Source organism: Aquimarina sp. KJ22-3 (assembly GCF_055808215.1).
Genome location: NZ_CM147859.1, coordinates 1,951,016 through 1,974,163, shown reverse-complemented (window position 1 = coordinate 1,974,163; position 23,148 = coordinate 1,951,016). Strand labels below are relative to the sequence as shown.

The 23,148-nt window shown below is 35.0% G+C and carries 34 protein-coding genes and 1 pseudogene; 7 read left to right on the top strand and 28 right to left on the bottom strand.

What is annotated here, in order from left to right; all coding sequences use genetic code 11:
- Positions 1 to 16: 16 nt before the first annotated feature.
- The 14 genes from AC0L3Q_RS08790 to AC0L3Q_RS08725 form a co-directional block, all read right to left on the bottom strand.
- Complete coding sequence (locus AC0L3Q_RS08790; protein WP_473286228.1) at positions 17 to 874, bottom strand: helix-turn-helix domain-containing protein; 858 nt, start codon at positions 872 to 874, stop codon at positions 17 to 19.
- A 123-nt stretch (positions 875 to 997) separates the two neighbouring features.
- Positions 998 to 1,495 (bottom strand): GNAT family N-acetyltransferase, encoded by a 498-nt coding sequence (locus AC0L3Q_RS08785; RefSeq protein ID WP_473286227.1) that lies wholly within the window; start codon positions 1,493 to 1,495, stop codon positions 998 to 1,000.
- A 32-nt stretch (positions 1,496 to 1,527) separates the two neighbouring features.
- Positions 1,528 to 1,875, bottom strand: coding sequence for a VOC family protein (locus AC0L3Q_RS08780; protein WP_473286226.1), 348 nt, complete (start codon positions 1,873 to 1,875; stop codon positions 1,528 to 1,530).
- A 15-nt stretch (positions 1,876 to 1,890) separates the two neighbouring features.
- The gene (locus AC0L3Q_RS08775) at positions 1,891 to 2,187 is read right to left on the bottom strand and encodes a DUF1905 domain-containing protein (RefSeq protein ID WP_473286225.1); all 297 of its coding nucleotides are present in this window, start codon (positions 2,185 to 2,187) and stop codon (positions 1,891 to 1,893) included.
- Between the two features lie 93 nt (positions 2,188 to 2,280).
- Positions 2,281 to 2,700 (bottom strand): SRPBCC family protein, encoded by a 420-nt coding sequence (locus tag AC0L3Q_RS08770; RefSeq protein ID WP_473286224.1) that lies wholly within the window; start codon positions 2,698 to 2,700, stop codon positions 2,281 to 2,283.
- Positions 2,701 to 2,804: 104 nt separating this feature from the next.
- Positions 2,805 to 3,161 (bottom strand): SnoaL-like domain-containing protein, encoded by a 357-nt coding sequence (locus AC0L3Q_RS08765; RefSeq protein ID WP_473286223.1) that lies wholly within the window; start codon positions 3,159 to 3,161, stop codon positions 2,805 to 2,807.
- A gap of 8 nt (positions 3,162 to 3,169) precedes the next feature.
- On the bottom strand, positions 3,170 to 3,784 hold the full coding sequence (locus tag AC0L3Q_RS08760; protein ID WP_473286222.1) for an SRPBCC family protein: 615 nt from the start codon (positions 3,782 to 3,784) through the stop codon (positions 3,170 to 3,172).
- A 53-nt stretch (positions 3,785 to 3,837) separates the two neighbouring features.
- On the bottom strand, positions 3,838 to 4,350 hold the full coding sequence (locus tag AC0L3Q_RS08755; RefSeq protein WP_473286221.1) for an SRPBCC family protein: 513 nt from the start codon (positions 4,348 to 4,350) through the stop codon (positions 3,838 to 3,840).
- A 125-nt stretch (positions 4,351 to 4,475) separates the two neighbouring features.
- Positions 4,476 to 5,348 (bottom strand): RNA polymerase sigma factor, encoded by an 873-nt coding sequence (locus tag AC0L3Q_RS08750; protein WP_473286220.1) that lies wholly within the window; start codon positions 5,346 to 5,348, stop codon positions 4,476 to 4,478.
- 103 nt (positions 5,349 to 5,451) lie between these two features.
- Positions 5,452 to 6,264 carry a DUF4437 domain-containing protein gene (locus AC0L3Q_RS08745; RefSeq protein ID WP_473286219.1) on the bottom strand — a complete coding sequence of 271 codons (813 nt, stop codon included), beginning with the start codon at positions 6,262 to 6,264 and terminating at the stop codon, positions 5,452 to 5,454.
- Positions 6,265 to 6,373: 109 nt separating this feature from the next.
- Positions 6,374 to 7,468 carry an L-dopachrome tautomerase-related protein gene (locus AC0L3Q_RS08740; RefSeq protein WP_473286218.1) on the bottom strand — a complete coding sequence of 365 codons (1,095 nt, stop codon included), beginning with the start codon at positions 7,466 to 7,468 and terminating at the stop codon, positions 6,374 to 6,376.
- A gap of 222 nt (positions 7,469 to 7,690) precedes the next feature.
- Positions 7,691 to 8,161, bottom strand: a complete 471-nt coding sequence (locus AC0L3Q_RS08735) for a DinB family protein (RefSeq protein WP_473286217.1) — start codon at positions 8,159 to 8,161, stop codon at positions 7,691 to 7,693.
- Positions 8,162 to 8,179: 18 nt separating this feature from the next.
- Positions 8,180 to 8,668, bottom strand: coding sequence for an OsmC family protein (locus AC0L3Q_RS08730; RefSeq protein ID WP_473286216.1), 489 nt, complete (start codon positions 8,666 to 8,668; stop codon positions 8,180 to 8,182).
- A gap of 8 nt (positions 8,669 to 8,676) precedes the next feature.
- Entirely contained in the window at positions 8,677 to 9,075 is a 399-nt protein-coding gene (locus AC0L3Q_RS08725; RefSeq protein ID WP_473286215.1) for an amino acid-binding ACT domain-containing protein, read from the bottom strand.
- A gap of 69 nt (positions 9,076 to 9,144) precedes the next feature.
- On the opposite strand from AC0L3Q_RS08725, the gene AC0L3Q_RS08720 reads away from it, so the two are divergent.
- Positions 9,145 to 9,828, top strand: a complete 684-nt coding sequence (locus tag AC0L3Q_RS08720; RefSeq protein ID WP_473286214.1) for an ArsR/SmtB family transcription factor — start codon at positions 9,145 to 9,147, stop codon at positions 9,826 to 9,828.
- 21 nt (positions 9,829 to 9,849) lie between these two features.
- On the opposite strand, the gene AC0L3Q_RS08715 is transcribed toward AC0L3Q_RS08720, so the two are convergent.
- A complete protein-coding gene (locus tag AC0L3Q_RS08715; protein WP_473286213.1) occupies positions 9,850 to 10,482 on the bottom strand; it encodes a LysE family translocator in 633 nt (210 codons plus the stop codon).
- 362 nt (positions 10,483 to 10,844) lie between these two features.
- Here AC0L3Q_RS08715 and rpsU point away from each other — a divergent pair, with 362 nt between their 5' ends.
- Both rpsU and AC0L3Q_RS08705 read left to right on the top strand, forming a co-directional pair.
- Complete coding sequence (rpsU, locus tag AC0L3Q_RS08710) at positions 10,845 to 11,045, top strand: 30S ribosomal protein S21 (RefSeq protein ID WP_073314696.1); 201 nt, start codon at positions 10,845 to 10,847, stop codon at positions 11,043 to 11,045.
- A 317-nt stretch (positions 11,046 to 11,362) separates the two neighbouring features.
- Positions 11,363 to 11,554 carry a cold-shock protein gene (locus AC0L3Q_RS08705; protein WP_473286212.1) on the top strand — a complete coding sequence of 64 codons (192 nt, stop codon included), beginning with the start codon at positions 11,363 to 11,365 and terminating at the stop codon, positions 11,552 to 11,554.
- 99 nt (positions 11,555 to 11,653) lie between these two features.
- Here the strand turns inward: AC0L3Q_RS08705 and AC0L3Q_RS08700 are convergent, their stop codons facing one another.
- From AC0L3Q_RS08700 to AC0L3Q_RS08675, 6 genes and pseudogenes are all read right to left on the bottom strand, one after another.
- The gene (locus tag AC0L3Q_RS08700; protein ID WP_473286211.1) at positions 11,654 to 12,421 is read right to left on the bottom strand and encodes a hypothetical protein; all 768 of its coding nucleotides are present in this window, start codon (positions 12,419 to 12,421) and stop codon (positions 11,654 to 11,656) included.
- A 140-nt stretch (positions 12,422 to 12,561) separates the two neighbouring features.
- A complete protein-coding gene (locus AC0L3Q_RS08695) occupies positions 12,562 to 13,071 on the bottom strand; it encodes a cupin domain-containing protein (protein ID WP_473286210.1) in 510 nt (169 codons plus the stop codon).
- A pseudogene (locus AC0L3Q_RS08690) lies at positions 13,072 to 13,688 on the bottom strand (FMN-dependent NADH-azoreductase).
- A 57-nt stretch (positions 13,689 to 13,745) separates the two neighbouring features.
- The gene (locus AC0L3Q_RS08685) at positions 13,746 to 14,579 is read right to left on the bottom strand and encodes a sigma-70 family RNA polymerase sigma factor (protein ID WP_473286209.1); all 834 of its coding nucleotides are present in this window, start codon (positions 14,577 to 14,579) and stop codon (positions 13,746 to 13,748) included.
- 126 nt (positions 14,580 to 14,705) lie between these two features.
- Entirely contained in the window at positions 14,706 to 15,617 is a 912-nt protein-coding gene (locus AC0L3Q_RS08680) for an alpha/beta fold hydrolase (RefSeq protein WP_473286208.1), read from the bottom strand.
- A 117-nt stretch (positions 15,618 to 15,734) separates the two neighbouring features.
- Positions 15,735 to 16,643 (bottom strand): NAD(P)/FAD-dependent oxidoreductase, encoded by a 909-nt coding sequence (locus AC0L3Q_RS08675; protein ID WP_473286207.1) that lies wholly within the window; start codon positions 16,641 to 16,643, stop codon positions 15,735 to 15,737.
- 263 nt (positions 16,644 to 16,906) lie between these two features.
- On the opposite strand from AC0L3Q_RS08675, the gene AC0L3Q_RS08670 reads away from it, so the two are divergent.
- Positions 16,907 to 17,287, top strand: a complete 381-nt coding sequence (locus AC0L3Q_RS08670) for a Fur family transcriptional regulator (RefSeq protein ID WP_473286206.1) — start codon at positions 16,907 to 16,909, stop codon at positions 17,285 to 17,287.
- Positions 17,288 to 17,438: 151 nt separating this feature from the next.
- On the opposite strand, the gene AC0L3Q_RS08665 is transcribed toward AC0L3Q_RS08670, so the two are convergent.
- Entirely contained in the window at positions 17,439 to 17,957 is a 519-nt protein-coding gene (locus AC0L3Q_RS08665; RefSeq protein ID WP_473286205.1) for a GNAT family N-acetyltransferase, read from the bottom strand.
- Between the two features lie 207 nt (positions 17,958 to 18,164).
- On the opposite strand from AC0L3Q_RS08665, the gene AC0L3Q_RS08660 reads away from it, so the two are divergent.
- Positions 18,165 to 19,340, top strand: a complete 1,176-nt coding sequence (locus AC0L3Q_RS08660; protein WP_473286204.1) for an alpha/beta hydrolase-fold protein — start codon at positions 18,165 to 18,167, stop codon at positions 19,338 to 19,340.
- Positions 19,341 to 19,384: 44 nt separating this feature from the next.
- Here the strand turns inward: AC0L3Q_RS08660 and AC0L3Q_RS08655 are convergent, their stop codons facing one another.
- The 3 genes from AC0L3Q_RS08655 to AC0L3Q_RS08645 form a co-directional block, all read right to left on the bottom strand.
- A complete protein-coding gene (locus AC0L3Q_RS08655) occupies positions 19,385 to 19,783 on the bottom strand; it encodes a DUF4345 domain-containing protein (RefSeq protein ID WP_473286203.1) in 399 nt (132 codons plus the stop codon).
- A 115-nt stretch (positions 19,784 to 19,898) separates the two neighbouring features.
- Positions 19,899 to 20,294 carry a hypothetical protein gene (locus tag AC0L3Q_RS08650; RefSeq protein ID WP_473286202.1) on the bottom strand — a complete coding sequence of 132 codons (396 nt, stop codon included), beginning with the start codon at positions 20,292 to 20,294 and terminating at the stop codon, positions 19,899 to 19,901.
- Between the two features lie 81 nt (positions 20,295 to 20,375).
- Positions 20,376 to 20,747, bottom strand: a complete 372-nt coding sequence (locus AC0L3Q_RS08645) for a hypothetical protein (protein ID WP_473286201.1) — start codon at positions 20,745 to 20,747, stop codon at positions 20,376 to 20,378.
- A 112-nt stretch (positions 20,748 to 20,859) separates the two neighbouring features.
- On the opposite strand from AC0L3Q_RS08645, the gene AC0L3Q_RS08640 reads away from it, so the two are divergent.
- Together AC0L3Q_RS08640 and AC0L3Q_RS08635 are read left to right on the top strand one after the other, a co-directional pair.
- Positions 20,860 to 21,714, top strand: a complete 855-nt coding sequence (locus AC0L3Q_RS08640) for an SPFH domain-containing protein (RefSeq protein ID WP_473286200.1) — start codon at positions 20,860 to 20,862, stop codon at positions 21,712 to 21,714.
- 2 nt (positions 21,715 to 21,716) lie between these two features.
- Positions 21,717 to 21,896 (top strand): type II toxin-antitoxin system antitoxin, encoded by a 180-nt coding sequence (locus tag AC0L3Q_RS08635; RefSeq protein ID WP_073314726.1) that lies wholly within the window; start codon positions 21,717 to 21,719, stop codon positions 21,894 to 21,896.
- 29 nt (positions 21,897 to 21,925) lie between these two features.
- Here the strand turns inward: AC0L3Q_RS08635 and AC0L3Q_RS08630 are convergent, their stop codons facing one another.
- From AC0L3Q_RS08630 to AC0L3Q_RS08620, 3 genes are all read right to left on the bottom strand, one after another.
- A complete protein-coding gene (locus AC0L3Q_RS08630) occupies positions 21,926 to 22,057 on the bottom strand; it encodes a hypothetical protein (RefSeq protein WP_473286199.1) in 132 nt (43 codons plus the stop codon).
- Between the two features lie 26 nt (positions 22,058 to 22,083).
- Positions 22,084 to 22,386, bottom strand: coding sequence for a hypothetical protein (locus AC0L3Q_RS08625; protein ID WP_473286198.1), 303 nt, complete (start codon positions 22,384 to 22,386; stop codon positions 22,084 to 22,086).
- Positions 22,387 to 22,590: 204 nt separating this feature from the next.
- Positions 22,591 to 23,115, bottom strand: a complete 525-nt coding sequence (locus AC0L3Q_RS08620) for an STM3941 family protein (protein ID WP_473286197.1) — start codon at positions 23,113 to 23,115, stop codon at positions 22,591 to 22,593.
- Between the last annotated feature and the right edge of the window lie 33 nt (positions 23,116 to 23,148).

The window sequence follows — 23,148 nt, the reverse complement described above, 5'->3', positions numbered from 1 at the left end:
AGGAACCGTTTTACGATTAGTTCAATGATTTGCCCAAATAGGTCAATTTATAAGTAGTAGGAGAAGTTCCATACCGAAGCTTAAAAGTTTTAGAAAAATGAGAAACGTTAGTAAAACCACATTCGTAGGCAATATCGGTGGTTCTTAGATCTGTAGAGATCAGCAGTTCTTTGGATTTTTCTAATTTTTTATCTCTTAAATAGGTTGCCGGTGAAGTATTATATATTCTTTTAAACTCTCTTTTAAAGGTAGATAAGCTTTGATTGTTCAATATCGCGAGTTCCTCTAAAGTAATATTAGAATAATGATGGGCTTGTATAATTTCTCTAAAGGAATAGGTATTGGGTTCAAATAAATTTGAAAGGATGGATTGTATATCGGGTGCATTTTGCGTCTGATTTAATAACAATACAATTTCCTTCAGTTTTAGGATTAAAATTTCTTCATTAACCAAGTTGGGATTTTCAAAATAAAACAAAATACCTTCGATATACTTTCGGATTAAAATGTCACTTTTAAGTTTGGACATCCCTGTATCCAAAGGCATCTTTTTTGTGAGAAACTCTGGTAGTTTGTTTTCGTAGATCTTCAATAAGATTTCAGGATAAAAATGCACCGCCAATGCCTGATAGGTATCCGATTCTCCCGAGGGTAGCATGTTACAGGTATAATTCCCACATTTCATCAACAGGGATTCTTCTGCCTCGATGGTGACACGTTGTGTTTCTGAAATGGAATTATATTCTCCTTGCAGAATATACAAGAAACAAGCCTCGTTAGGCATCAAAGTAGGCTTCTTATAAGGAGGCTTCAGAATAATGGTTTCAAAAAGCAATTTACCAAATAAGTCTATGGTTTTATAATCCTGTATCATCCTTCATTTTCTATCAAAAATACATGTTATCCCTGTATTTTTCTTTTAAAATTAGTCCAAGCATTTGTCAATTCGGGTCAAACTAGGTTAAAATGTTCATTGATCTAGAAATCAAGCACTAAGTCATCTTTCTTGGTATATTTTCCTTTTTAATTCAAAAACGAAACAGCTAGTGGCATCAAAATCTCGCTCTTCAACAAATTCGAAACCGAGTCTTTTATAAAAGCGATGTGCTTTGGTATTTGTTTTCAAAGGGTCGATTAGTATTCCATCAACATTTGGCACTTCAAAACATCTTTGTATCGCAAGTCTCATCATTTGGGTACCGTACCCTTTATTAAGATCCGTTTCTTCTCCTATCCAAATATCGATGGCCCTTTTATTGGGTGCAACCTTTCCCCAATAATGAGTCTCTTCTAGATATGGATCAATGATTTGAATAAACCCAATTGGTCTGCCATCTAATTCGGCAACGAGTTGTTCTCTCCAAACAGGAGTATGTGGTAATTCTGTTTCCCAATTCCAATCCTCATCGGGATCACAATCGATTACATGTTGCTTGGTATCCCAATATTTCAGTAGTTCGAGGTCATGTATTGTAGCGGCACGTAGTGAAATCATGATACAAATAATAGTCGAGTCTTCTTATTTCATTATTGATCAGACCAAATAGCCAACTCATTGCCCGCTGGATCCAAAAAGTGAAATCTACGCCCTCCGGGAAACGAAAAGATCTCTTGCGCAAGTTTTCCTCCGTACTGCAATACGGTTTCTTGTATTTTCTCCAAATTTGCATGATACAATACCACCAAAGCACCATTAACTATAGGATCATCCGATTTTTCAAAACCACCTTCTAGTCCACTATCTGCAAATGCAGTATAATCTGGCCCATAATCAGTAAACTTCCAACCAAAGGCTTTTATATAAAAGGTTTTTACCGCTTCCAGGTCTTTTGCTTTAAACTCTATGTAATTGATATGATTGTCTTGTTGCTTCATTCTTGAAAGGTATGTTTATAATAAAATATATACTTTGATCTCTTCATCGATTTGGATATGAGTCTTTTTCCTAATTGCCGCTTTTACTGGTAATATATAAGCCTCATTCTTTGTATCATACCAAATAGCAGTATCCCATTGGATCTCCTTAATAATAGCAGAAGCTTTCATCCTTCCCCAACCTTCTTCCTGCCACTGTAGATGTTCTCTGATTTCTTTTGACATCTCTTTTGGAACGGATACAAAAAACCATCCTCCCGGAGCATCGTGCTTCCATAATTTGGCTGAAAAAGTATATTCAATTTTTGCCATATGTTTTTGCTATTGAAACATAAAAATATTAAAAAAAGCACAGGCCTTTACGCCTATGCTTTATTAGTTATCACCAATATTATGGATTGTAGATTATTTGATGAATCCTACCATATTTTCCACCATTTCGGTTACAGCTCCTTGTAAAAAGGCTCTGAATTGAATCTCGGTCATATTCGGGTTTTTCAGGAATTCGTAATTAGATGTCCATACAATCATCGATTTATTTAATCCCATATCTACGACCCGAAAACTATTCTCTACCTTCTTTGCCGGAACTCCTTCTACCACTTGCCACGTATAGGTTCGGTCACTATCATCAAATTTCATGATTTTTTCTTTAAACTTTCCATTTCCATCGGGCGCAGTACAGACTCTGGTTCCTCCTACTCCTTTTGGACCTATCCATTCTACCTTGCCCACAAAAGAAGATATCTTATCAATATTATCCATTTTTCGTATTTGTTCCCAGACCTTATCCGCAGAAAAATCTACATGTGATACATAACTCAAATCTGATTTGTGATTTTGTGCCTGTACCTGAAACGTTCCTACTACGGTAACTATTATTATTACAACTTGTTTGATCTTTTTTTCATTTTGTTATGTGTTTATTGTTAATAAAAGAATTGTTCAAGAATGATTTTACCATCTTCGACTTGATAAATAATAAGTTCATCAAGCTCCATTTCATCTCCATTTTTGAGCGTTAAAGAAATCTTATACGGAATAGCAATGAAGTTCTTGCTCGTCACATAATCTCCAATTTCTAAGGACGTTACTTCCTCAATATTTCCGGTCATAACTGTATCCTTTTCTTTGATGGCTTTTACTCCAACTAATTCGGGAAAATGAGGAGATTGTGGTTCGATGTGTTTTACCTTCTCTTGATGAAAAAGGGTGTCATAAATGTCTTCGAACTTCCCTTCTTCCAGCAGTGTTTTTAGTTCTTCGGCTATAGCTTCTGTTGTCATATTATATATTATTTTAACACGGTGTAGTTATAAGTATTTTTAATGTCTTTGAATTTGTTGTTAGAGGCATTTACTACTTCTCCAGTTTCTACATAATGTTTTAATCCCACTAATGTCTCTCCCAATAACTTTTTGAATTTACCCTTAGCCAATCCAGCCATAAAAGCAGGTTTGGTTCTAAACTGAAACTTATAGCCTGCTGTTGCAGTCCCATCTCCATTATCTTTCACATAGTAAATAGCTTGAGAATTGTTTTTGTCCAAAGGAAATTTAGCTGCATCTTTAATGATATTGGTCATACGCAAATTTTGCGCATCAATGTCAAGAATAGTCTCGTGTGCCCATCTCTTTTTATTTTCACTGAAATAACACTTTCTCTCTGCTCCAACTTCTCCTTTTAAGGAGCCATTTTCATAATTAGAAGAATAGATAAAGGGAGAAAAGTTTCCCACTTTGCCATAGTCCAATACCATGGTTTCCCAAACTTTTTCTGCTGAAGCGTTTATTACAATTTCGGTATTAAGGGTTTTGAACTTTTTTGTCATCCGTTCTTGCCCCAGGATCGAATGACTTGCTAATCCAAAAGCCAAAACGATCATTACTGTGTGCATTACATTTTTCATGTGTTTTTAGATTTTTAAAGGTTTATTGTTTGGATACATCAATTCAAACGGTGTTACAAAACTGAAGCCACCTTCTTTGATAATTTTTGTAATTCTTTTGTTTTATTAGGGCTAGGCTGTCCTGTTTCTACAAAGTGTTTTAAGTCATTTGGAATACTTGCAATCTGTTTGGCTAATTGTATTTTCATTATGGGAGCCATTACTCCACCAATAAAACCTTTGGTAGTCACTATCAGATGCATATTTACTCTGGTCGTATCGCTTCCTATTTCGTTCAACTGCCAATTATTAATCGCGGTATCAACAAAAAACGGAAAACCTTCTATGACTTCGTACTCTAACTCATAGTTCTGTGGATCAAAAGTTCGTATTACCTCTTTGATCTTACCTGATGGTAATTCGCAAGCTCTGTTATTAGAAGGAGCTTCTACAATTGTTGGTGCTCCATATCCTTTGGAATGATTGAGCCCTGAAGCCCATTTGTAGGCATCCCCAAATTGATTCCCCAAGATATCCCACACGGTTGCAATCTTCCGGTTAATAATAATTTCTTTCTTAAATTCCATATCGATAAAAATTAAATGAATTAATGATTTATCATTTGGATACGAGAAAGTTATAGGTGTTACAAAATCAAAAAAGACTACTTCTTATTGAAGTAGCCTTTGATATATAATCGAAAAAAGGAGGATTACAGACGGAAATAGTCAGTAAGCTTTTCATTATTAATCAACTCATTCACAATGGTATCTTTGTCAAAATCATCTTTTACCGGATGTTCCTGAAACAGTTTTGTATATGTGTCAGAAAAATCATCTAATGCGGCAGCATGATTTTGCTCTACAAAGTCTTTTACTTTGGTTTGCGTTTTGATATTGAATACCATCTTTTCTTCGTCCAAGACTCCCATTTGTTTTAAGGTCTTTGCCTTTTTGGGACAACGACAAGGATTGTTTGTATTGACCAAACCACATTTGTTATTCATATAATTAAACAGGTCTTTACGAGCTCTATGTAATTTGATTCTAAAATTTTGTGTGCTGATATTGAATATTTCCGCACCCAAATTATGATCAATTCCAAAACTTGCTCCCAAAATAAAAATAAGACGCTGTTCCCTATTCAGACACATAATCATCCCACTCATACATTGAATCTGCATTTCTTTAGAAAGTTCTTGATAGGCAATATCTTCCTCGATAGTCAATTCGGCATTGGGCACCTGATCCAGGCGTTCGCCATAATCAGTAAAGTCCGAAAATTTCTCTTCTCCTTTTCTGCGTTTGGTCTGCAAAAATTCATTAACCACAATTCGATACAACCAGGTACGAAATTTACTTTTGAAACCAAACTGCGCTAATTTGGTTATCACTTTTATTAATACCTCTTGTGTAAGATCTTGAGCATCGTTTGGATCATGACACAATTTCCAGGCAAGGTTATAAATAAAAGGTTGATGATATCCTATAAGATCGTTGAGCGCTTTTCGATCACCTTGGATAGCTTGTTTTACTAATTCTTGTTGTTCATTATCAGAATACGTTTTGCTAAATGGAAAATTCATAATTACAAGGTTTTATTATTCTGATACAGAATTCGTGTAGGTGTTACAACTTTATGGAGTAATTGCTATCTGTACCAAACAACAATCCTCAACTGAAATGATTTCAGTTTTTCACTTTGATATCACCATTAGTTCTAATATACAATATACTATTGTCATTAGTTTCGTTGGCTACCCTATGAATTGCCTCATCCGTAGCTGTGAAATAACTTCCAGGATCTAAGATTTTCACATCTCGATTTTGAGGCAAAGTGTAATGCAGCTCTCCTTGCACAAGAATCGCATGAAAAACTTCTCCATCACTAACAATTTCACCGGTAAATTGTTTTGGTATTTTTACTAAAAAGCCTTGTAGACCATCATTATTATTACTTTTCCACAGAAAACTTATTTCAGCATTACTTTCTACACTAATCCAATTGGTAGCTTTGTTAGTTACCCAAACTACGTTTGCAGCATCTATGTTAACAGGACGTTCTCCATTATCAAAAGCTTGATCAATGGGTTTTACCAAATATGGCCCGTTATCTATTTCCACATAGGCAATATTTTCTTTTCCTTTTGCAGAAGTAATATGAGATTCTCCTGCCGGTTGTGTCCAAAAAGAACCTTTTGGCATCCACATAGCAGTAGCATCTGGATCATCATTATGAATTAAACCCTCGATTACAACAGCCCGATAGGTAACATTATGAATGTGCGGAGGTGAAGAAAAACCGTCTACAAATTTTGCCAAAAATCCAGTTGCTACAGTATCTTTTCTATCGCCCCAAACCGTTCCTGCTAGTGGGCTTTTATCTCCTCTTGCCGGATTTAATTTTTCCCATTCGATTTCAGAGCTTAATACTACCTTATTCGTAGATATTACTTTTTTAGGGTTGGAAACCTTTTGTACAGGCTTTTTTCTTCGGCACAAGAAATTGCCATACTAACGGCAATAACTATGTATAAGATCTTTTTCATTGTCTCCTAAAATTTTATTGTTTACTGAATTTATCCAACACGAATGGGTTTCTAGATACGTGTTATAACTTTACTTTTTTGATGAAATAAGGAGGCGTTCCTAAGTCTTCGGCTCCAGTAAATGCTGGTGCTTTATGCAATTGGTTTACTACCACGTACAACCATCCATCATTACCCACTGCTACATTATCTGGCCAATCGATAGACTTATCTCTTATTACGGGTTGTAATTCTCCTGATGCATTCAATACATCTAAACCATACTCCTGAAGGTTGGTAAAGTAATGGTTCCCATTTCTATCTGTAGCAACACCGTCTGATATAGGTTTTGCTCCTACTACCTGTATCGCCTTAGCTATTTCACTGTCTTCCTTTCCTTCTCTAAATACATTTGCTGGCACACTATACCATTTGGTTCCATTCATGGCTCCAAAAAACAAGGTATTTCTATCATAATTTAAAGTAATTGGATTTACCGCTACTCTCGCCGGAGCACCTCCAAAATGGATCACTTTACCATCGATGACCATATCGATGTCCTCGGCCTCAACCACTTTATCTGCAAATCTTCGTACCGTTTTGTTGTTGATATCAACTGCCAAAATTCCTGGATTTGCAATATCTGCAAGATAGACCCAACCGTTTTTCTCATCTACCGCCAAGTCCTGAATAAAACTTCCCTTGGGAGCCACATCTTGTGGAAACTCGAATCGAAACACCTCTTTTTTGGTACCAATATCAAAACCAAACAAACGAGTTTTTCCTAGATTTTGCCCCATATCAATAATCCAAAGCACATTGTTTTTGGCAACACGTATTCCTAATGGAGTATCGAGTTTATCGTCACTTGCGGCTGCACCATTCTTTTGGTAATCGGTACTTGGAAAAGGTTCTATATTACCATTCTTTATCTCTACTAACTGAAAGTTAGAAGCATCCAAAGGATGCATGGTAGCAAACACACGCCCGTCTTTGGATACCGCAACATTGCCCGGACGGGTATCAAACTCAGCAACATTTTGCAGTACCTTTTCTTCTTCTTTCTCCTCAGTAACTTCAGTAGCATTGGTGTTTTCCTCTTTCTTTTCAGGAGATTTACACATAGTACAAACACTTAAAATCCCAGTAACGGCTAATGCTATAGTTATTTTTTTCATAGTAAGCGGTTTTAATGATTTGTTGACTTTTTATTGAATGCGATCCTTAGCATGACAAACGAATCTTGCTAATCTATTCTCATCCTATGATTCCTATACATGCAAAGGTACATAGGGGTTGCTTACCATACAATACCGGTCAAAAAGGATAGTCTTGGTTTTTAGGTTAAACCTTCGTTAAAATTCACTTTACAATGAATGACAGCAACTTCTCTATTTCCATTAATCCCATATCAAAGGTCTCTCTATCCCAATGGTTCTGAGGTAGTCCAGAATTTGCCCAGTATGCACGGCTTCATGATATGCAATACGATTTAAGTAATCTCCCAAGGTTTTGCTTTGTCCCACTTCAGTTCTTTCTATCCTAATGCTATTGAGACTCGACGGATCTATATTTTGTATCATTTTTACAAAGGATGTTCGATACGGTTTGCAAAACTCAAGTTCATATTGGAGGTCTGAGTAGGGTAACTCCTGCCATGGAGATGGATAATCGCCAAGGTTTCCTCTATTTTTAATAATGGTATGAAAGAGATGTTCTGCTTCCAAAACATGTCTGACCATTTCCAGACATGTAAATGCTTTTGGGTCTGGTTTCCAATTGAGATATTCGTCGGGGATACCTTCCCAGAGTTTGATACTTCGTCTTCTGATTTCAGAAAAATTTAATAGGATGACTTCGATAGGGTTCATTTCATCTTATTTAGTTAGTTATTGATGTTTCTTGTCTTCCTCAGAAAAACATTGAGGATGATGTGTCACTTTAAAATTCATAGAATTCGCGATAAAACAATATCCATTGGCTTTTTCATGTATTTCTATTGCTTTTTCTATCATTGTATCTTCTGCAACGGTTACTACGGGATGTAAACGTACTTCAGAAAAATATCCACTTCCATCCTCTTTTTCGATCATTATGCCTTTTGCCTGATCTTTATAACTGGTCACTACAACTTTTGCAGTAGCGCACAAATGCAAATACCAAAGCATATGACAGGAGGATAAGGACGCCAGCAATAACTCCTCTGGATTATGTTTTGCCGGATCTCCTCGAAATGAAGGATCCGAAGATCCTAAAATTTCCGGTTTATTGACTACGCTAATGCTATGGCTCCGTTCAAAAGCGCTATACGCTGCGGTACCTTTTCCTGTATTGCCTGTCCAGGTTATGGTAGCCTGGTATTGATGTTCTTTTTTCATATTATTTATTAATTATTCCACCATTTTTTCATCCAAGTATCGGATATTACTTTTGCCTTATCATAATCATCTACAACTACGATCAACTGATTGTCATGATCACTGTATTGCGTGATAATATTGACATTGGCCTCGGCTAATGCTCTGCAAAACATTCCTAATTGACCAGGTACGTCCTGTCTAAGTTTTTGAATCACCACCTCATTAATTTGGGTAACCTTTATTCCTTCTTGTTCTAACACGATTTTAGCTTTGTCAGCTTCGGCGACCAAAAAATGCGCAATAGCATGTGTGCCATTATAAAAAACGCCTCCGCCCTCGAGGCTAATGTTGTTCTTTCCTAAAGTTTCGCCCATTAAAGCCAATTGCCCGGGCTTGTTTTCGAATATAATTTCTATGTCTTTCATTTTATATGGTTTTAATTTATGACGAAGTAAATTCAATTATTACATTTACATTTCATTTGAGAATGAACTATGGAAGAAACTAATTTTGTCTCGGTGACCTCTTTGCTTTGTGAACCTTCCAGAGCAAAAATTCTGTGGAATTTATTGGATGGAAGAGCCTACACCGCAGGAGAATTAGCACTTGCTGCCGACATATCAACTACTTCGGTGAGTAACCACTTATCTAAACTACTCAAAGGCAACCTACTAAAAGTAGATGTGCAGGGTAGACATCGATACTACTCTTTTGCTTCTAGTGAAGTCGCCTATGCCGTAGAATCTATGGCCTATTTGGCGAATAAAAAATTACCAAATACAGAAAATAAGCGTACCCAAAAAATCGGGGTCAAATATTGCCGAACCTGCTATGATCATATGGCGGGGTACTTAGGCGTAACCATAACCGAAGCTATGGAAAAGAAGGGATACCTTCAAAAAAGTGAGAACCATTATCTAGTTACTCAAAAAGGATGGACATGGTTTTCTCAGCTTGGTATTTCCCAAGATGATTTTATCAAAAGCCGTCGTCCCTTGACTAGGCAGTGTCTGGACTGGTCCGAACGTCGCCCTCATCTGGCAGGACACTTGGGTGCTGTACTATTGAACAAAATGTTGGAACAACACTGGTTTAAAAAAGTAGAATTCTCCCGAGAGCTTGTAGTTACTTCCAAAGGAAATCAATCTTTATACGATCATTTGGGAATCAAACTTTAACCTCTCTTGGTCTCACCTAGACTATTTCACTTTAGCAAATGCCATTTTTACTGCCAATCCTGTGAGTACCGATGCCATAAACCATTTCTGAACTCGTAACCAAATTGGTTTTTTTGAAAACCAGTTAGCCATTTTGGCGGCAGATAACACAATCAAAAGGTTAACAATAAAACTGATGACCACCTGTACTACACCCAACTGAAAACTCTGACTTAAAATCGAACCATATTCTGGTTTGATGAACTGCGGAAAAAAGGAAAGGTAAAAAACCGCCATTTTCGGGTTCAAGACATTCGTCATTAATCCAATATTAAACAGTTTGAAGGGTTTATCTTTTTTAAGGTTTTGATCCGCATCAAAAATTTTGTTTTTTGATCTTACCGAATTGTATGCCAGATAAAGCAGATACCCTACCCCAAGAAACTTTACGACAACAAATGCATAAGGCACTGCAAAGAATATAGCTGTAAGTCCAAATGAGACCATGAGAATATGAAATAAAAAACCACACATTACTCCAAAAAGAGAGATAATTCCTGCATTTTTTCCTTGGGATAAAGAACGAGAGATTAAATAAATCATATTTGGTCCTGGTGACAGTACCATAAGTAAAGCTGCTAATGCAAATACTAGTATATCAGTTATGGGTATCATAGTTTATATATTATAATTTAAATTAAAGCGATAATCCTGTTTTGAATTTCAGCATTCACAACTTTCCTATAAGAATCGTTCTTTCTTTGTAAAAATACGATAATCCACTATTTCTTGTTGTTATAAATCAGAGTATCTCTGCTTAAAGACCAACTGATTTCATTGAATTAAAAATAAACCCAAATAATAAGTGATAAGTTATAATAATACCTTATCTATGCATATGCGTTTGTGATTCATCAATCGCAGTACTACAAAATCTTTAAGAGAATAATATAGCTTGTTTTAATTGATGCTTAAATAAGATCGAAAAAATCGAGATCATTACGAACTTTTAGGTGAAAACAATTAAAACTAAAACTATGCTAATAATACAGGTTAAAAAAGGAGAAAGTATTGATAGAGCTCTTAAAAGGTATAAGAGAAAGTGCAAAAACGTTAAGCTTGTAAAAGAAATAAGGTCACGCAAAGAATATGTAAAAAAGTCTGTTAAAATGCGTGAACAAATGAAAAAAGCTCAACATAAGGCAAAGTATCTTCGCGAACATAGTGACGAATTTTAGCTAAGAGCATAAAACACAAGCACTTCATTTACTGTGTATTAATTTATTGTTATCAAAATAATTTTTCATTTGATCATGGTTATTTTGCGAATAAATATGCTATTTTTGCAGCGTTCAAATAGAACTGCTTTTTGATTTTAAGGTATTATTTAGTAATTAGTTTTTTGAGTTTATTCTCTTCTTGCCTTTTTTATTTCATTATTACTTTATTTTTTTAAGTGTTTAGAATGACGTTATAACTATTGTAATCAATTCTAAATTTTATTAAGAAGAACTGTTTGAACACTATAACATTTAATAATTTAAAATTTAGTAAGATGCAAGAAGGCACAGTAAAATTTTTTAACGACTCAAAAGGATTTGGGTTCATTTCATCAGAATCAGGACAAGATATTTTTGTACATGCAACTGGTTTAATAGATGAAATAAGAGAGAATGACAAAGTTGAATTCGAAACCGAACAAGGAAAAAAAGGATTAAACGCTGTTAATGTTAAAGTGATTTCATAATTCAAATTATATAATCATTTTAAGAAGTGAAAAATATTGCAAAGATTGTCTTACAAAGACAATCTTTGTTGTTTATATGACTGGCTTTATTTCAACATGTTAGTTGATAATATAAAGAAATAGGACTAGTAACAAAAATACAATTCCAAACGCAACTTTTATAGGAAATTGAGCTACACCAAAAGTAATATTCATCACTTTTTCTAAACCTGTTGTTGCAGCATCAATTGAATTTGAATACACTTGTAGCGCTCCAGGTTCATCCTCCTTTTTTTCTAGTTCCTGTTTTAATTTTTGCTCATCAAATTTTACTGTATTAGCTACTAATCTCAGAACTCTTTTCACCATCCAATTTATGACACGACCTACAAATGGAACTTTGTCAGCTATTATTTTTGAAACCATCGGAATCGTAATAATATGGATAATACCCTTGAAAAGTAATCCAAGAACATCTTTTCTATTCTCCTTATCTATTTGATTATTTACTTGGTTGATATCCATTACTGCAGATTTCATAATATCTAACGAATAGTTGATGATTCCCCACATGTCTGATTTCATTTTCCAAGTCAAAAAAAGCAATCCAGCCAGAATTCCTGATGCAAGAAAAAGTACCAAACCAAATATCCCATAAATTAGGTATTCAATATGCACCAAACTAAATATAAAAAAACCTACTACGTAAAGTAAAATTGAAATTAAAACAGGACGAACTACCCAATTGATCACGTACTTTGGAAAAATCAACAAGTCTACAAAATTGGCAACGACCTCTTCATTTCGATATTTCTGTACATCGATGCCTAGTTCTTCCTTTATTTTAAGGTCTAATTTCTCAACATCCTTTTGGGTTCTTATTTTCATATTTTGGATTTATCTTTTTACAAAAAAGATGCAATATACAAATTGTTAGTCCCAACATGTTCAACATCCATAAAGATCAACAAACTAAGTGTACCCTATGGTTTCTTCTTATCAATTCTTCAAAGCTTATCTTACTTTGACTACTCCCTAACTGGCAGCATATCCGAAGTATCTACAGGGAAACTGTCGTATTTGTTATATAATTTCAAATACTTTTTGGGGTCGATAGGAACTTCGTTTAAGGTTTCGTACAACCCTCTAAAAAACCCTTCTCGTTTTTGTGATGGGTTAAAAACCAGACTCAGTTTCACTGTCTTATCGGTATCATTTTTAAATCCATGTGGTGTAAATCTAGGAATATAAGCGACTGTACCTGGATGTACCTGCATTTCTTTATCTCCCACTTGCATCGTTAAAACTCCTTCGTTTACGATAAAGGTTTCGTCCATAAATCGATGATAGTGTAGCTTTGCACCAATGGCCATTGGAGGTAAGGTAATTTCATAAATCCCTAATTGATCGTTAGACATTTCGCTGGTCACTTTAAAGTTTATCGAAATGGTTTCCAATTCTAGTTTTTCTCCTTGTTCTGGAGCTACAATCACTGCTTCATTTTCCAGTTGATCATTAAAATAATCTGTTTTTTTCATTTATCGTGTTTTTAGTATTTCTAGTATTTGTTCTTTTTGACGGTTTAGATTTTCCTGAAGAATGTTTGGATGCGCCGTCCCTTCTAGCGAGAAAATGACCCTTTGCTTTATCCCCATAAAACCGAAAATGGTGGTTAAATATGGCTCTTGAAAATCCAAAGCTTCCATAACCGTGTTTTTGTAAACTTCTCCTTTGGCAGTGATGATGAAAGCTTCTTTTTTTTCAGTAATCCCTGATAATTTCCATTATGATCAACCATAAAAGTATGTCCAGACCTAACCACATGATCCAGATATGATTTTAAGGCTGAAGGTACATTCAAGTTATACAATGGACTGCTTATCAGAATTTGATCTGCTGATTTGAGTTCTTGTATCAAAGCATCAGACAAGGCAATCGCCTCTCTGTTTTGTTGAGTATAGTTCTCTTCAGGAATATGAAAAGCCTGTACCGTTTCGTTCTGTAAATGCGGAATATTGATTCGGGTTAGATCCCTGTGTATTACTCTTCCTCCTGGGTTTGCTTTTTCCCAATGGGTTTCAAAAAAATCGGCCAAATTCCTGGAGTGAGAACCTTCGGTTCTGAGACTTGCGTCTATTCTTAATAATGTTTTCATCTATTGATTTTTTATATTCAATAGAATGACAAAAAAGCCCTTTAAAACGTGACCGATTTATAACAAAAAAGACCGTAATTTCTTTGGATCAACTATAGAATAGATACTTTTGATTTTGGTCCCTTCTAACTCAAAAACCTGGCAGTTATATAAGGTACCATTTTGAAAAAACAAAATAGCTGGTTGGTGGTTTAGATACTTCATTTTGATCGTCAACCCTGCCAAAAATGCTTTGTATACGTAGATCAATAGTTTGGAAGCACTTGTTATTCCGGTAGTTAATGCTCTTACCACTTTGATATCTTTTCCTCCATCCGCAGCCACAACGATATCATTGGACAATAGATTTTCTAAAGCGATAAGATCCCCACTTTGTATGACTTTGACATAATTTTCTAAAGAATAAGTATCATACACCGTATTTGTATTTTCATTGATCTGGGTATTCTGCACTTTTACCTTTGCTCTACTTAGTAATTTTCGAGAATTTTCTATTGAAAAACTGAGCACTTCAGCTATTTCTTTGTGAGAATAATCGAATGCTTCTTTTAGAATAAAAACCGCGCGTTCTTTTACCGTTAACTTTTCAAGGAGGACCAACATCGAATAGGATAATATTTCCTCTTTATGAATACTATCATCCGTATTTTCGGTAGAAAAAGGTTCTGGTAACCAAACTTCATTCATTCGGGTAATTTTACTTCTCCTCTTTTTTAGATTGATGGCATGATTAATTACAGATCTGATTAAGTATCCAATCTCATTTTCTACAGATGATTTATCTATGGATAGATACTTTATCAAAATATCCTGAATAGTATCTTTTGCATCTTCAGAAGAACCTAAGATGTTATATGCATAAGGAAATAAGATGTCATGATAGTTTTTCAAAACAAGCAGGTGTATTTTATAATAAGACAATTCAAATTATAAAAATGTGACATCATTCTGAAAAATAATATTAAAAACAGACGATAAACCAGTCGTACATATGTTTTTGGCCCCTGAAACCTATTGTTATTGATTCTCCTTTTTAGATAAAGATCTAACTATGTCAATCATTGCAGTACTAAATTTTTTAGGTTCGTCACTTGGGATCTCATGTGTAGAGTTATAAAACCAAATAATTTCTTTATGATCCGCTTCGATATCTTGGATCAGCTCTTCTGCTACCTCATAATTTGACACCAAGTCCTTTTTACTTAAGAAAAAATAAATCGGACAATCTATTTTTTGAACAATATGCGAATAATCAGTCCTGGAAGCCTCCAAAAAAATCGACATCCATTTTGCGGACCATTCTTTGAACAAAGCCTTGGGGTAGTATCTTTTTGAAGATTTTGCATTAGAGAAATAGGCAGTCCATTTTCTTTGAACATACAACGCCTTCCAAGAGGCAAATGGAATTGTAACATCGGTAAGTTCTTCTATGGCCTGTGAATTATTCGTATGTTTTGCTTTTTCTTTAATAAGTTGTAAAGTTTTTGCTTCGGAAGCATCTCCATGGATCATAGCACTTACCGATATGTAGGCATGTAATAGTTCTGGATATTGATGTGCAAATTGAAGCCCAAGGACACCTCCCCAAGAAAACCCGACTAAATACAGTTTTTCTTTGTTAAACTTCTGCAATACATAATCCACTACTTCTTTGGTATCTTGATGCATCAAGTCTATTGAGATAGGATCATCTTCGGATCCCCATGCTGCCGTAAAACCACTACCTCGCTGATCCCATTGTACTACAATGAAATCTTTTTTTAGATCTTTTATAAACTTCTTGCTATACACCTTGGATGAAAACCCTGGGCCACCATGCAGAAATAAAAGCACTGGTTTTGTTGCATCTTCCCCTTTGGCACCTATCCATTGTTTGATCCCTCCTATTTTTACACCTTCATGAGTTTTTACAGATTGTGCAGAGGCCAAAATATTGAAAAAAATGCTAGTATCAGTATAATAGTGGTAGTTGTTTTCATGTTAAAAATTTACTGCATTGGATCAAAAACAATACCAACTTTGTGAATCACCGCTTTGCAATAACGCCTAGAATTGCTCTTGTGCCAATTCCATATTCACAACCGCACCCGTTGTATTACCAGCGGCTACCGCATTAGCTACAGAACGCATCCTGGTAGTATTATCCCCACACGCAAATACGCCTTCTACGGTTGTTTTTTGCATCATATCTACTTCCAGATAGCCTTGCTCATTTAATGTACAACCCAAAGAAGCTGGAATATCCGAATGCTGAGCAAAAGGAACGGAAGCATATACAGCTTCAAAACTTGTTGTACTACGATCAGTAAAAATTACATTTTTCACATACCCGTTATCGTGTTCTATTTCCAAAACCTCTTTTTCTACAACCTCAATATTATTGCGCTTAAGTTTTGCCAGCTCCTCTTTATCAAAATCTGCTTTTCCAGAAGTGATAATAGTTAGATCATCGGTTAGATTAGCAACTAAAGTTGCTAAATGCATCCCTTTTTCACCATTAGCCATAATTGCCGTTTTTTTATGATGTACTTCGTAACCATGACAATATGGGCAATGAATTACAGAAATCCCCCAACATTCTGATATTCCTTTTATGGCCGGCATCAAATCCTTTACTCCAGTAGCAAAGATCAATTTTTGAGTAATAAACTCCTCTCCTTTTTCTGTAAAGACATGAAATCCTTGAGCAGACTTCTTACCATCGACTGCCAGATCTTCAACGAATTTTATGGTTTTATACTGCAATACTTGTGCTTTGGCTTTTTCCGCAATTACACTCGGTTGTACTCCATCCTGGGTAATAAAATTATGAGAATGAGGTGTTTGTCGATTGCAGGGCAAACCACTATCGATTATTAATACTTTGCGCAAAGAACGGCCCAATGACATTGCCGCAGATAAACCTGCATAACTCCCTCCTATGATGATGACTTCAAAATTATTCTCTGTATTCATTTTCTTACCATTTAAAAAATTAGCTACGGAAAGGGTTCACGCTACCCAAATCCTTTGTAACGTATTTTTCATCTATTTTAATTTTATTATTGCGATTAAGTCGCAATAACATGAGTACAAATATAAACCTATTTCATATTATTGCAATGAAGTCGCAATAAAATTTTACATTTGTGATATGAAATAAGCCATTATGTTGATCTTCAACAGAACTGATTATATGGCGATTCCATCTGACGATTGAAAACAACAAATAAAAACAGATGAAACGAAGAAATACTCCTACAAAAGAGGCTGTACTTTCTGTTTTGGAATCAACAGCCAAGGCAATGAGTCAAGATGCTATTGAGAAAAAAATTGGTATCGATATCAATAGAGCCACCATCTATAGAGTATTAAACCGTTTTTGTGATGATGGCATACTACATAGAATTGTTGCTGACGATGGGAAACAATATTTTGCTTTATGCATGAAATGCGATGATCATCATCAACTAAAGGATCATTTTCACTTTCGATGTAAAGTATGTGAAACCATTGAGTGTTTACCTGTTCCTGTACATTTTTCTTTAGCCAAAGAATATCAGGTAGAAAATGTGAACTGTGTGATTACAGGAGTTTGTAGGGATTGTTGTAGCTCATAGAACTATAGGCTTTTTCATTTTATTACTGTACTTCCTTTAGAAAACTTTTTTAATCCAGATGTATACACATAAATTATATATCCAAATACCAAGGTAATAAAATTGAAAGAAATTATAATCTAAGACTACTTATTACCTTATGACCTGTCTTCTAAACCAGCACTTTGCGCATCACTAGATTTTCATAAGTATTGAACTCCATTGGAAAATCTACATTACCGATAGCAACATAGCCTTGTCTTTTGTAAAAAGTAATCGCTCTAGCATTATGAATGTATACCTCTAGATTGCATTCTTTGTATCCATTTATCTGTATTTCCTTTTCGACTTCTTGAAGCAAACCAAATCCGATACCTTTGCCATAAAACCGTTCTAATACATATAATTTACTTAATTCTGGAACAGATATTTTTCGAATTGGACAGGTGCTGTGATACATTATTTCGGCAACTCCAACCGGATTCCCGTTTTGATAAGCCACAATCAATTGGTTTGGGTTTTCTTGGATCACTTGCTCAATATAGTCGGTAGAAAATCTTTTGGTAATAAAATTGGCAAACTCAAACGTGATTCCATCTATTGCATAAGTTTGAATATATACGGTTTTTAACAATACCGATATTCGTAAAGCATCTTTGTATTTGGCTTTACCATAAGTTATTTCATTCATAATATTGATTTCCTATTATTCTTTAATGTATCTGTTTGCTCTAAAGATGCAAGATATTCTTACCCGTTGCTTTTTACATTGTAAAAATCCCATTTTGTTGTACAACTGTAACAATCCAAAAAAAATGTACTCTTTACTAACGTATAGTTTCACTATACGTTACGAGTAACATAAACAAATATTTACTTCTACAAAACACTAGCCGTCATGAAATTCATTAAAACCATCCTTTGTCTTTGTATTTTATTTAAGAGTTGCCTGGCATTTGGGCAAGACAAAAACCAATCAGAAATTGAACATACCATTGATTCCAAAATTTTTGAAAAGAAACGTAGTATAAAAGTTTTTTTACCTAATCGGTATCATCGGGATTCTATTTCAAAATATGCTGTGACCTATGTACTGGATGCGCAACATCAGATATTTTGGGATGCCGCCAAAGGAAACATCGGATACATGGTAGACAACTATTCTGTAATGCCTATGATTGTGGTAGGTGTGGTTTCGGATCAACGCGGACCAGAATTTAATCCAAAATCTACCAAATTGCAAGAACATTTGGCCAAAGAGGTTTTCCCGTTAATAGAAAAAGAGTACAGAACAGACTCTTTTAGAGCAATCGTAGGACACTCATGGGGTGGCGCATTTGTAGGGAATACGATATTTAGTGACAAACGTGATATGTTTGATGCCTATGTTGGCATCAGCCCTTCTTTTGGAGATAAGGATAACGTCATTGTAAAACATGCTGATTCTTTATTAAAAAACAAAACTACCTTTGGTAAATACCTGTATTTTAGCCATGGAGATGTAGGCCGTAGAGAAAAAGAATTCAAAGGATATGTGAATAGCATTGATTCCTTGTTAACCAAATATCCAAATACAACAATCGCTTGGCAACCTCGGCCTATCACAGGTGTGGGGCATTGGCAAATTGTTGGACCTTCTATTTGTGATGGTTTGATTAGCATGAGTCGTAATTATTTTGCGGATCAAAAGGTAATGGAAGATCTGGCAAAAAAGCCCAACAGTGATTTAGCTGCTCAAGTTGCGCTTTTTAACAAAAAACAAAAAGCAACTTTTGGATATGTTCATGAAGCAAGTGCAGGTTATTTGAATTTTGTCGCTAACGATTTTAAGGCTCTGCAGGATTATGAAACTGCTTTAGCTATTTATACTATGGCAATTGCGAAAAAGCCTAACCATGTACAAATACATGCTAATGTGAGTGACTTGTATGATAAAATGGGTAAAAAGGAACAGGCAAAAACCATGTTTTTAAAAACCAAAAAACTATTAGACGAACAGAAATCTGATTTTAGTGAAAACTATTATAAAAACACTTCCGAATGGATTGACGAAATGTTAGCTGGCTATGACTAAAGAAGCAAGCTACTTTCCTTTTCTATCCTGATTCTCCGGGTAACCTATGCTAGTGGTTTGCTTTTTAATAAAACCAATGCAGATAGTGTCCCTAATAGTAATTCGATAACCAACGCTATTAGCAAAGATTGGTTTGGTGTGCCATCAAGCCCCAAACTTACTATCCTGCCCAATGCGTACCCAAGATATACCATAGTAGAAACGGTTAACGATAGCCTTATCATTTTTTTCTGAAATACTCCTAAAAACATTAGAAATCCAGCAATTACTAACACCCCGCCCGGAGATCGTAATTCGCTTAACAAACTGGCACTTGGCGATTCAAAAACAATCTGAGACGTAGCGTGAAAATCTAAAGGAGTAAATGTCAAAGCTCCTCCAATCCATAACGCTACCACACTAGTAACAACTAATAATACTTTGATTAAATATATAGCTTTCATGACTTATTATTTTGATACAAATATGAGTCAAAGAAGCTGTTTCAATTTGTTTGAAAAGCGTTTTGATTTGTTCGAAAAGAGATAGCACAGAAGAGTTTAAATAGGATACATGTATCTAGGAATCTCGTATCTTAGAAAAAATTCCAGTTGCACCATTTTTGTCAAGTGTATATGTCACTTTTTTTCTGTTTTCAGATACTACGGGTTTGATTATAATCTTTTTCGGAACTCTGTTCCGATATATGAAACCTGACATTTTATTATCTGGTGCTAAAGAACTATATCTACTTTTTACGTAGGGTCTGGCACCATCAGTTGGATGAAACTCTTCCTCGAGATACTCTATTTCATCTTCATACAATTCTCGTACAGTGCCGTCATCCTCAACATAAACATATGCAAACCCATTTTCTTTAGGACGCAATGGTATAAAATATCTTAAATAAATAATTCCTATTGCTAAAAGAATTATCCCCGCCAAAACTCCAATTATAATAAATAACACGCTCATTTATGATTACTATTCTTTAAAACTAAACCCTACAACAACAATTCTTTTATGTATCTAATCATTAAAATTCTGATTATCATATTAATTCAAACTTCTTGTCTTGTATTGAAAGCTGAAACTGTTGTTTACCAATTGCACTTCCGCCGAATAAAAATTGAGCTGGTTATCATCAACATCCAATTCATACACCACAATTTTTACATGATGCCCTGGCCTTCCATCAAAGTCTTTGGGAATGTCTATTCCAGTTACCACGATCGTAATTCTTTCACTACCTACACTAACATTGCCTTCGTACCAATCCTCATCGGCATAAGCGATAGTACCGTGACTTATCGTTAATTTATCCCCATACCAATCCTGATCCTGTAGACTACTACCATCTTCAAAAAGTGTTCTTAGGTTAATTCTTATCAGACGTTGTTGTCCTGCCATTGCTATTTGTTTTTGCATCTATTACAAGTTTACAATATACAAACTGGGTTCCCTTTTATCGAAAAATGCAATTCCAATTTTTAAATCTGAAAAATATTTAGTATTATTATGATATCAAATTAGTATCAAAATGAAAAAAGAAACAGAATTTAAAGCGACCAATGGATATATAATGTTATTTATACTAGCCGTAACTATTACAGGCATGATGACAGGTTTGATCATTTTCGACAATCCTTTTTTCTTACTACTAGGATTACTCATTATACTGATTGTCAAAGGCTTTTTTATTGTTAATCCTAATAGTTCTAAAGTACTCGTGTTATTTGGTGCTTATAAAGGAACAGTTCGAGACAATGGTTTCTTTTGGGCCAATCCGTTTTTTTCTAGACAAAAAATTTCGTTACGCGCTAGAAATTTTGACAGTGAACGTGTAAAGGTGAATGACAAAATTGGTAATCCCATTATGATTAATGTGATTTTGGTTTGGCAGGTTTCTGACACTTATAAATCAGCTTTTGATGTAGACAACTATGAAGAATTTGTAAAGGTACAGACTGATGCTGCAGTGCGTAAACTTGCCGGGTCGTATCCTTATGACAATTTTGATGATGAACAGGCAGAATTTACACTACGCTCAGGTATGGACGAGGTAAACGAAGCCTTGGAAAATGAAATTACTGAACGTCTCGCTATTGCAGGAATTAAAGTAATGGAAGCCCGAATTGGATACCTGGCCTATGCTCCGGAAATTGCAAGCTCGATGTTAAAACGCCAGCAGGCAGTAGCCATTGTAGCCGCCAGAAAGAAAATTGTAGAAGGTGCTGTGGGTATGGTTGAAGATGCTTTGCATAAATTATCAACCGACGATATCATTGATTTTGATGATGATAAAAAAGCATCTATGGTTAGCAATTTAATGGTAGTTTTGTGTGGTGATAAAGAGGCGGTTCCTGTAGTGAATACCGGAACTCTAAATTCTTAATTGTGAGTAAAAGAAAATCATTTGTACTTCGTATTGACCCAGAGCTATTTAAACAAATCGAAAAATGGGCTGATGATGAGTTTCGTAGTGTTAATGGCCAAATCGAATGGATGATCCATAAAAGCTTGAAGGAAGCAAAACGATTACCCAAAAAGGGTCGAGATAAAGATGATGATGCTTAGATCGAAAAATTTATCCATATAGATAACTCTTATTGTTTTTGCATCCTGGCAATATTTCTTAGATTTATCAATACTCGTTCGGCATCTTTATTTTCAGGAAATAGAAAGGATCTGGTATTAATAATAAGATAAGTCTCAAATGTTCCATCATCATTTTTCATTTCTACTGTTATGTATTTTGTCTTTTTTAATTGAAATGAATCAGGATACCCGATTTTATCAAAAGAATACGATTTAGCCCGTCTAAATTTCTTTTTAAAACAATTTTATCTCCTACAATTCGTGCATCGCAAGCATACAGAAATTGATAAATTACTAATACTACCAGTAAGAGTAATAATACTCCCCCTAATAACATTCGTTCATTGAATTCATATTCTATTACCGCAAATAAACCTATAGCCAAAAGAAATAATGTAAATATACCAGCCGCATACAATCCAAAACTAGTCCAATTTGAAGATAGTTTGACTTCTTTTTGAGTATTCATTTTATTTAGGTTTTAAGTGAGTATTGGTCTCAATTGATTAATGGTTAAAATCTGTTCTTATTACGCTTTAGATTAAAAAACTAACAATTTTAATATACGGTATATACCTACGGCTTTTCAGGCTTGGTCAACCAATTTATCAACACTAATATACTCCTTTTCATTAAAAAATAAATAAGAATCATAAACAAAATAAGCTTATTTTTAGGCAGGAGAAGGTAAGGTTTTTAAGAGTTGCTCACGATGATCTACCTCGGCCTGTATCATAGCAACAATAAGATAGGTCAACTTTACTGCATCTACTTTTACCTGACCTAGATTCAGGTTCAGTTCTTGCGCGCCCAAAGCTTCATTCCATCGCACTACATTCCGTTTAAAACGGCTTTGCTTATGTGAAGGTTTAAACTGCTCATCGATCACTAAACATACAAATTCCTGCCCGCTAATGCTTATGGGATAGGCATCTTGTATTAGCTCCCAGTTGATAAACTCATTATGCGCAGTACGATCAAAAATCCCAATGGTATTGATAATAATTTGTGGTCTGCGATCTAATAAATTATAGATCCCAATTGGATAACCCAATCCAAAAAAACCTATCGCTAACCAGATGACCCACCCGGGAGCATCAGTTGTAAGCAACCAAATACCAGGTATCACAAACAACGAGCACAAAAGCATCAATTTTATGGCTTTCCAAGGCGATTTATAGATCTTTATTTCTTGCATTACAGGTAAGTATTAGCATTTATAAATGTAAGA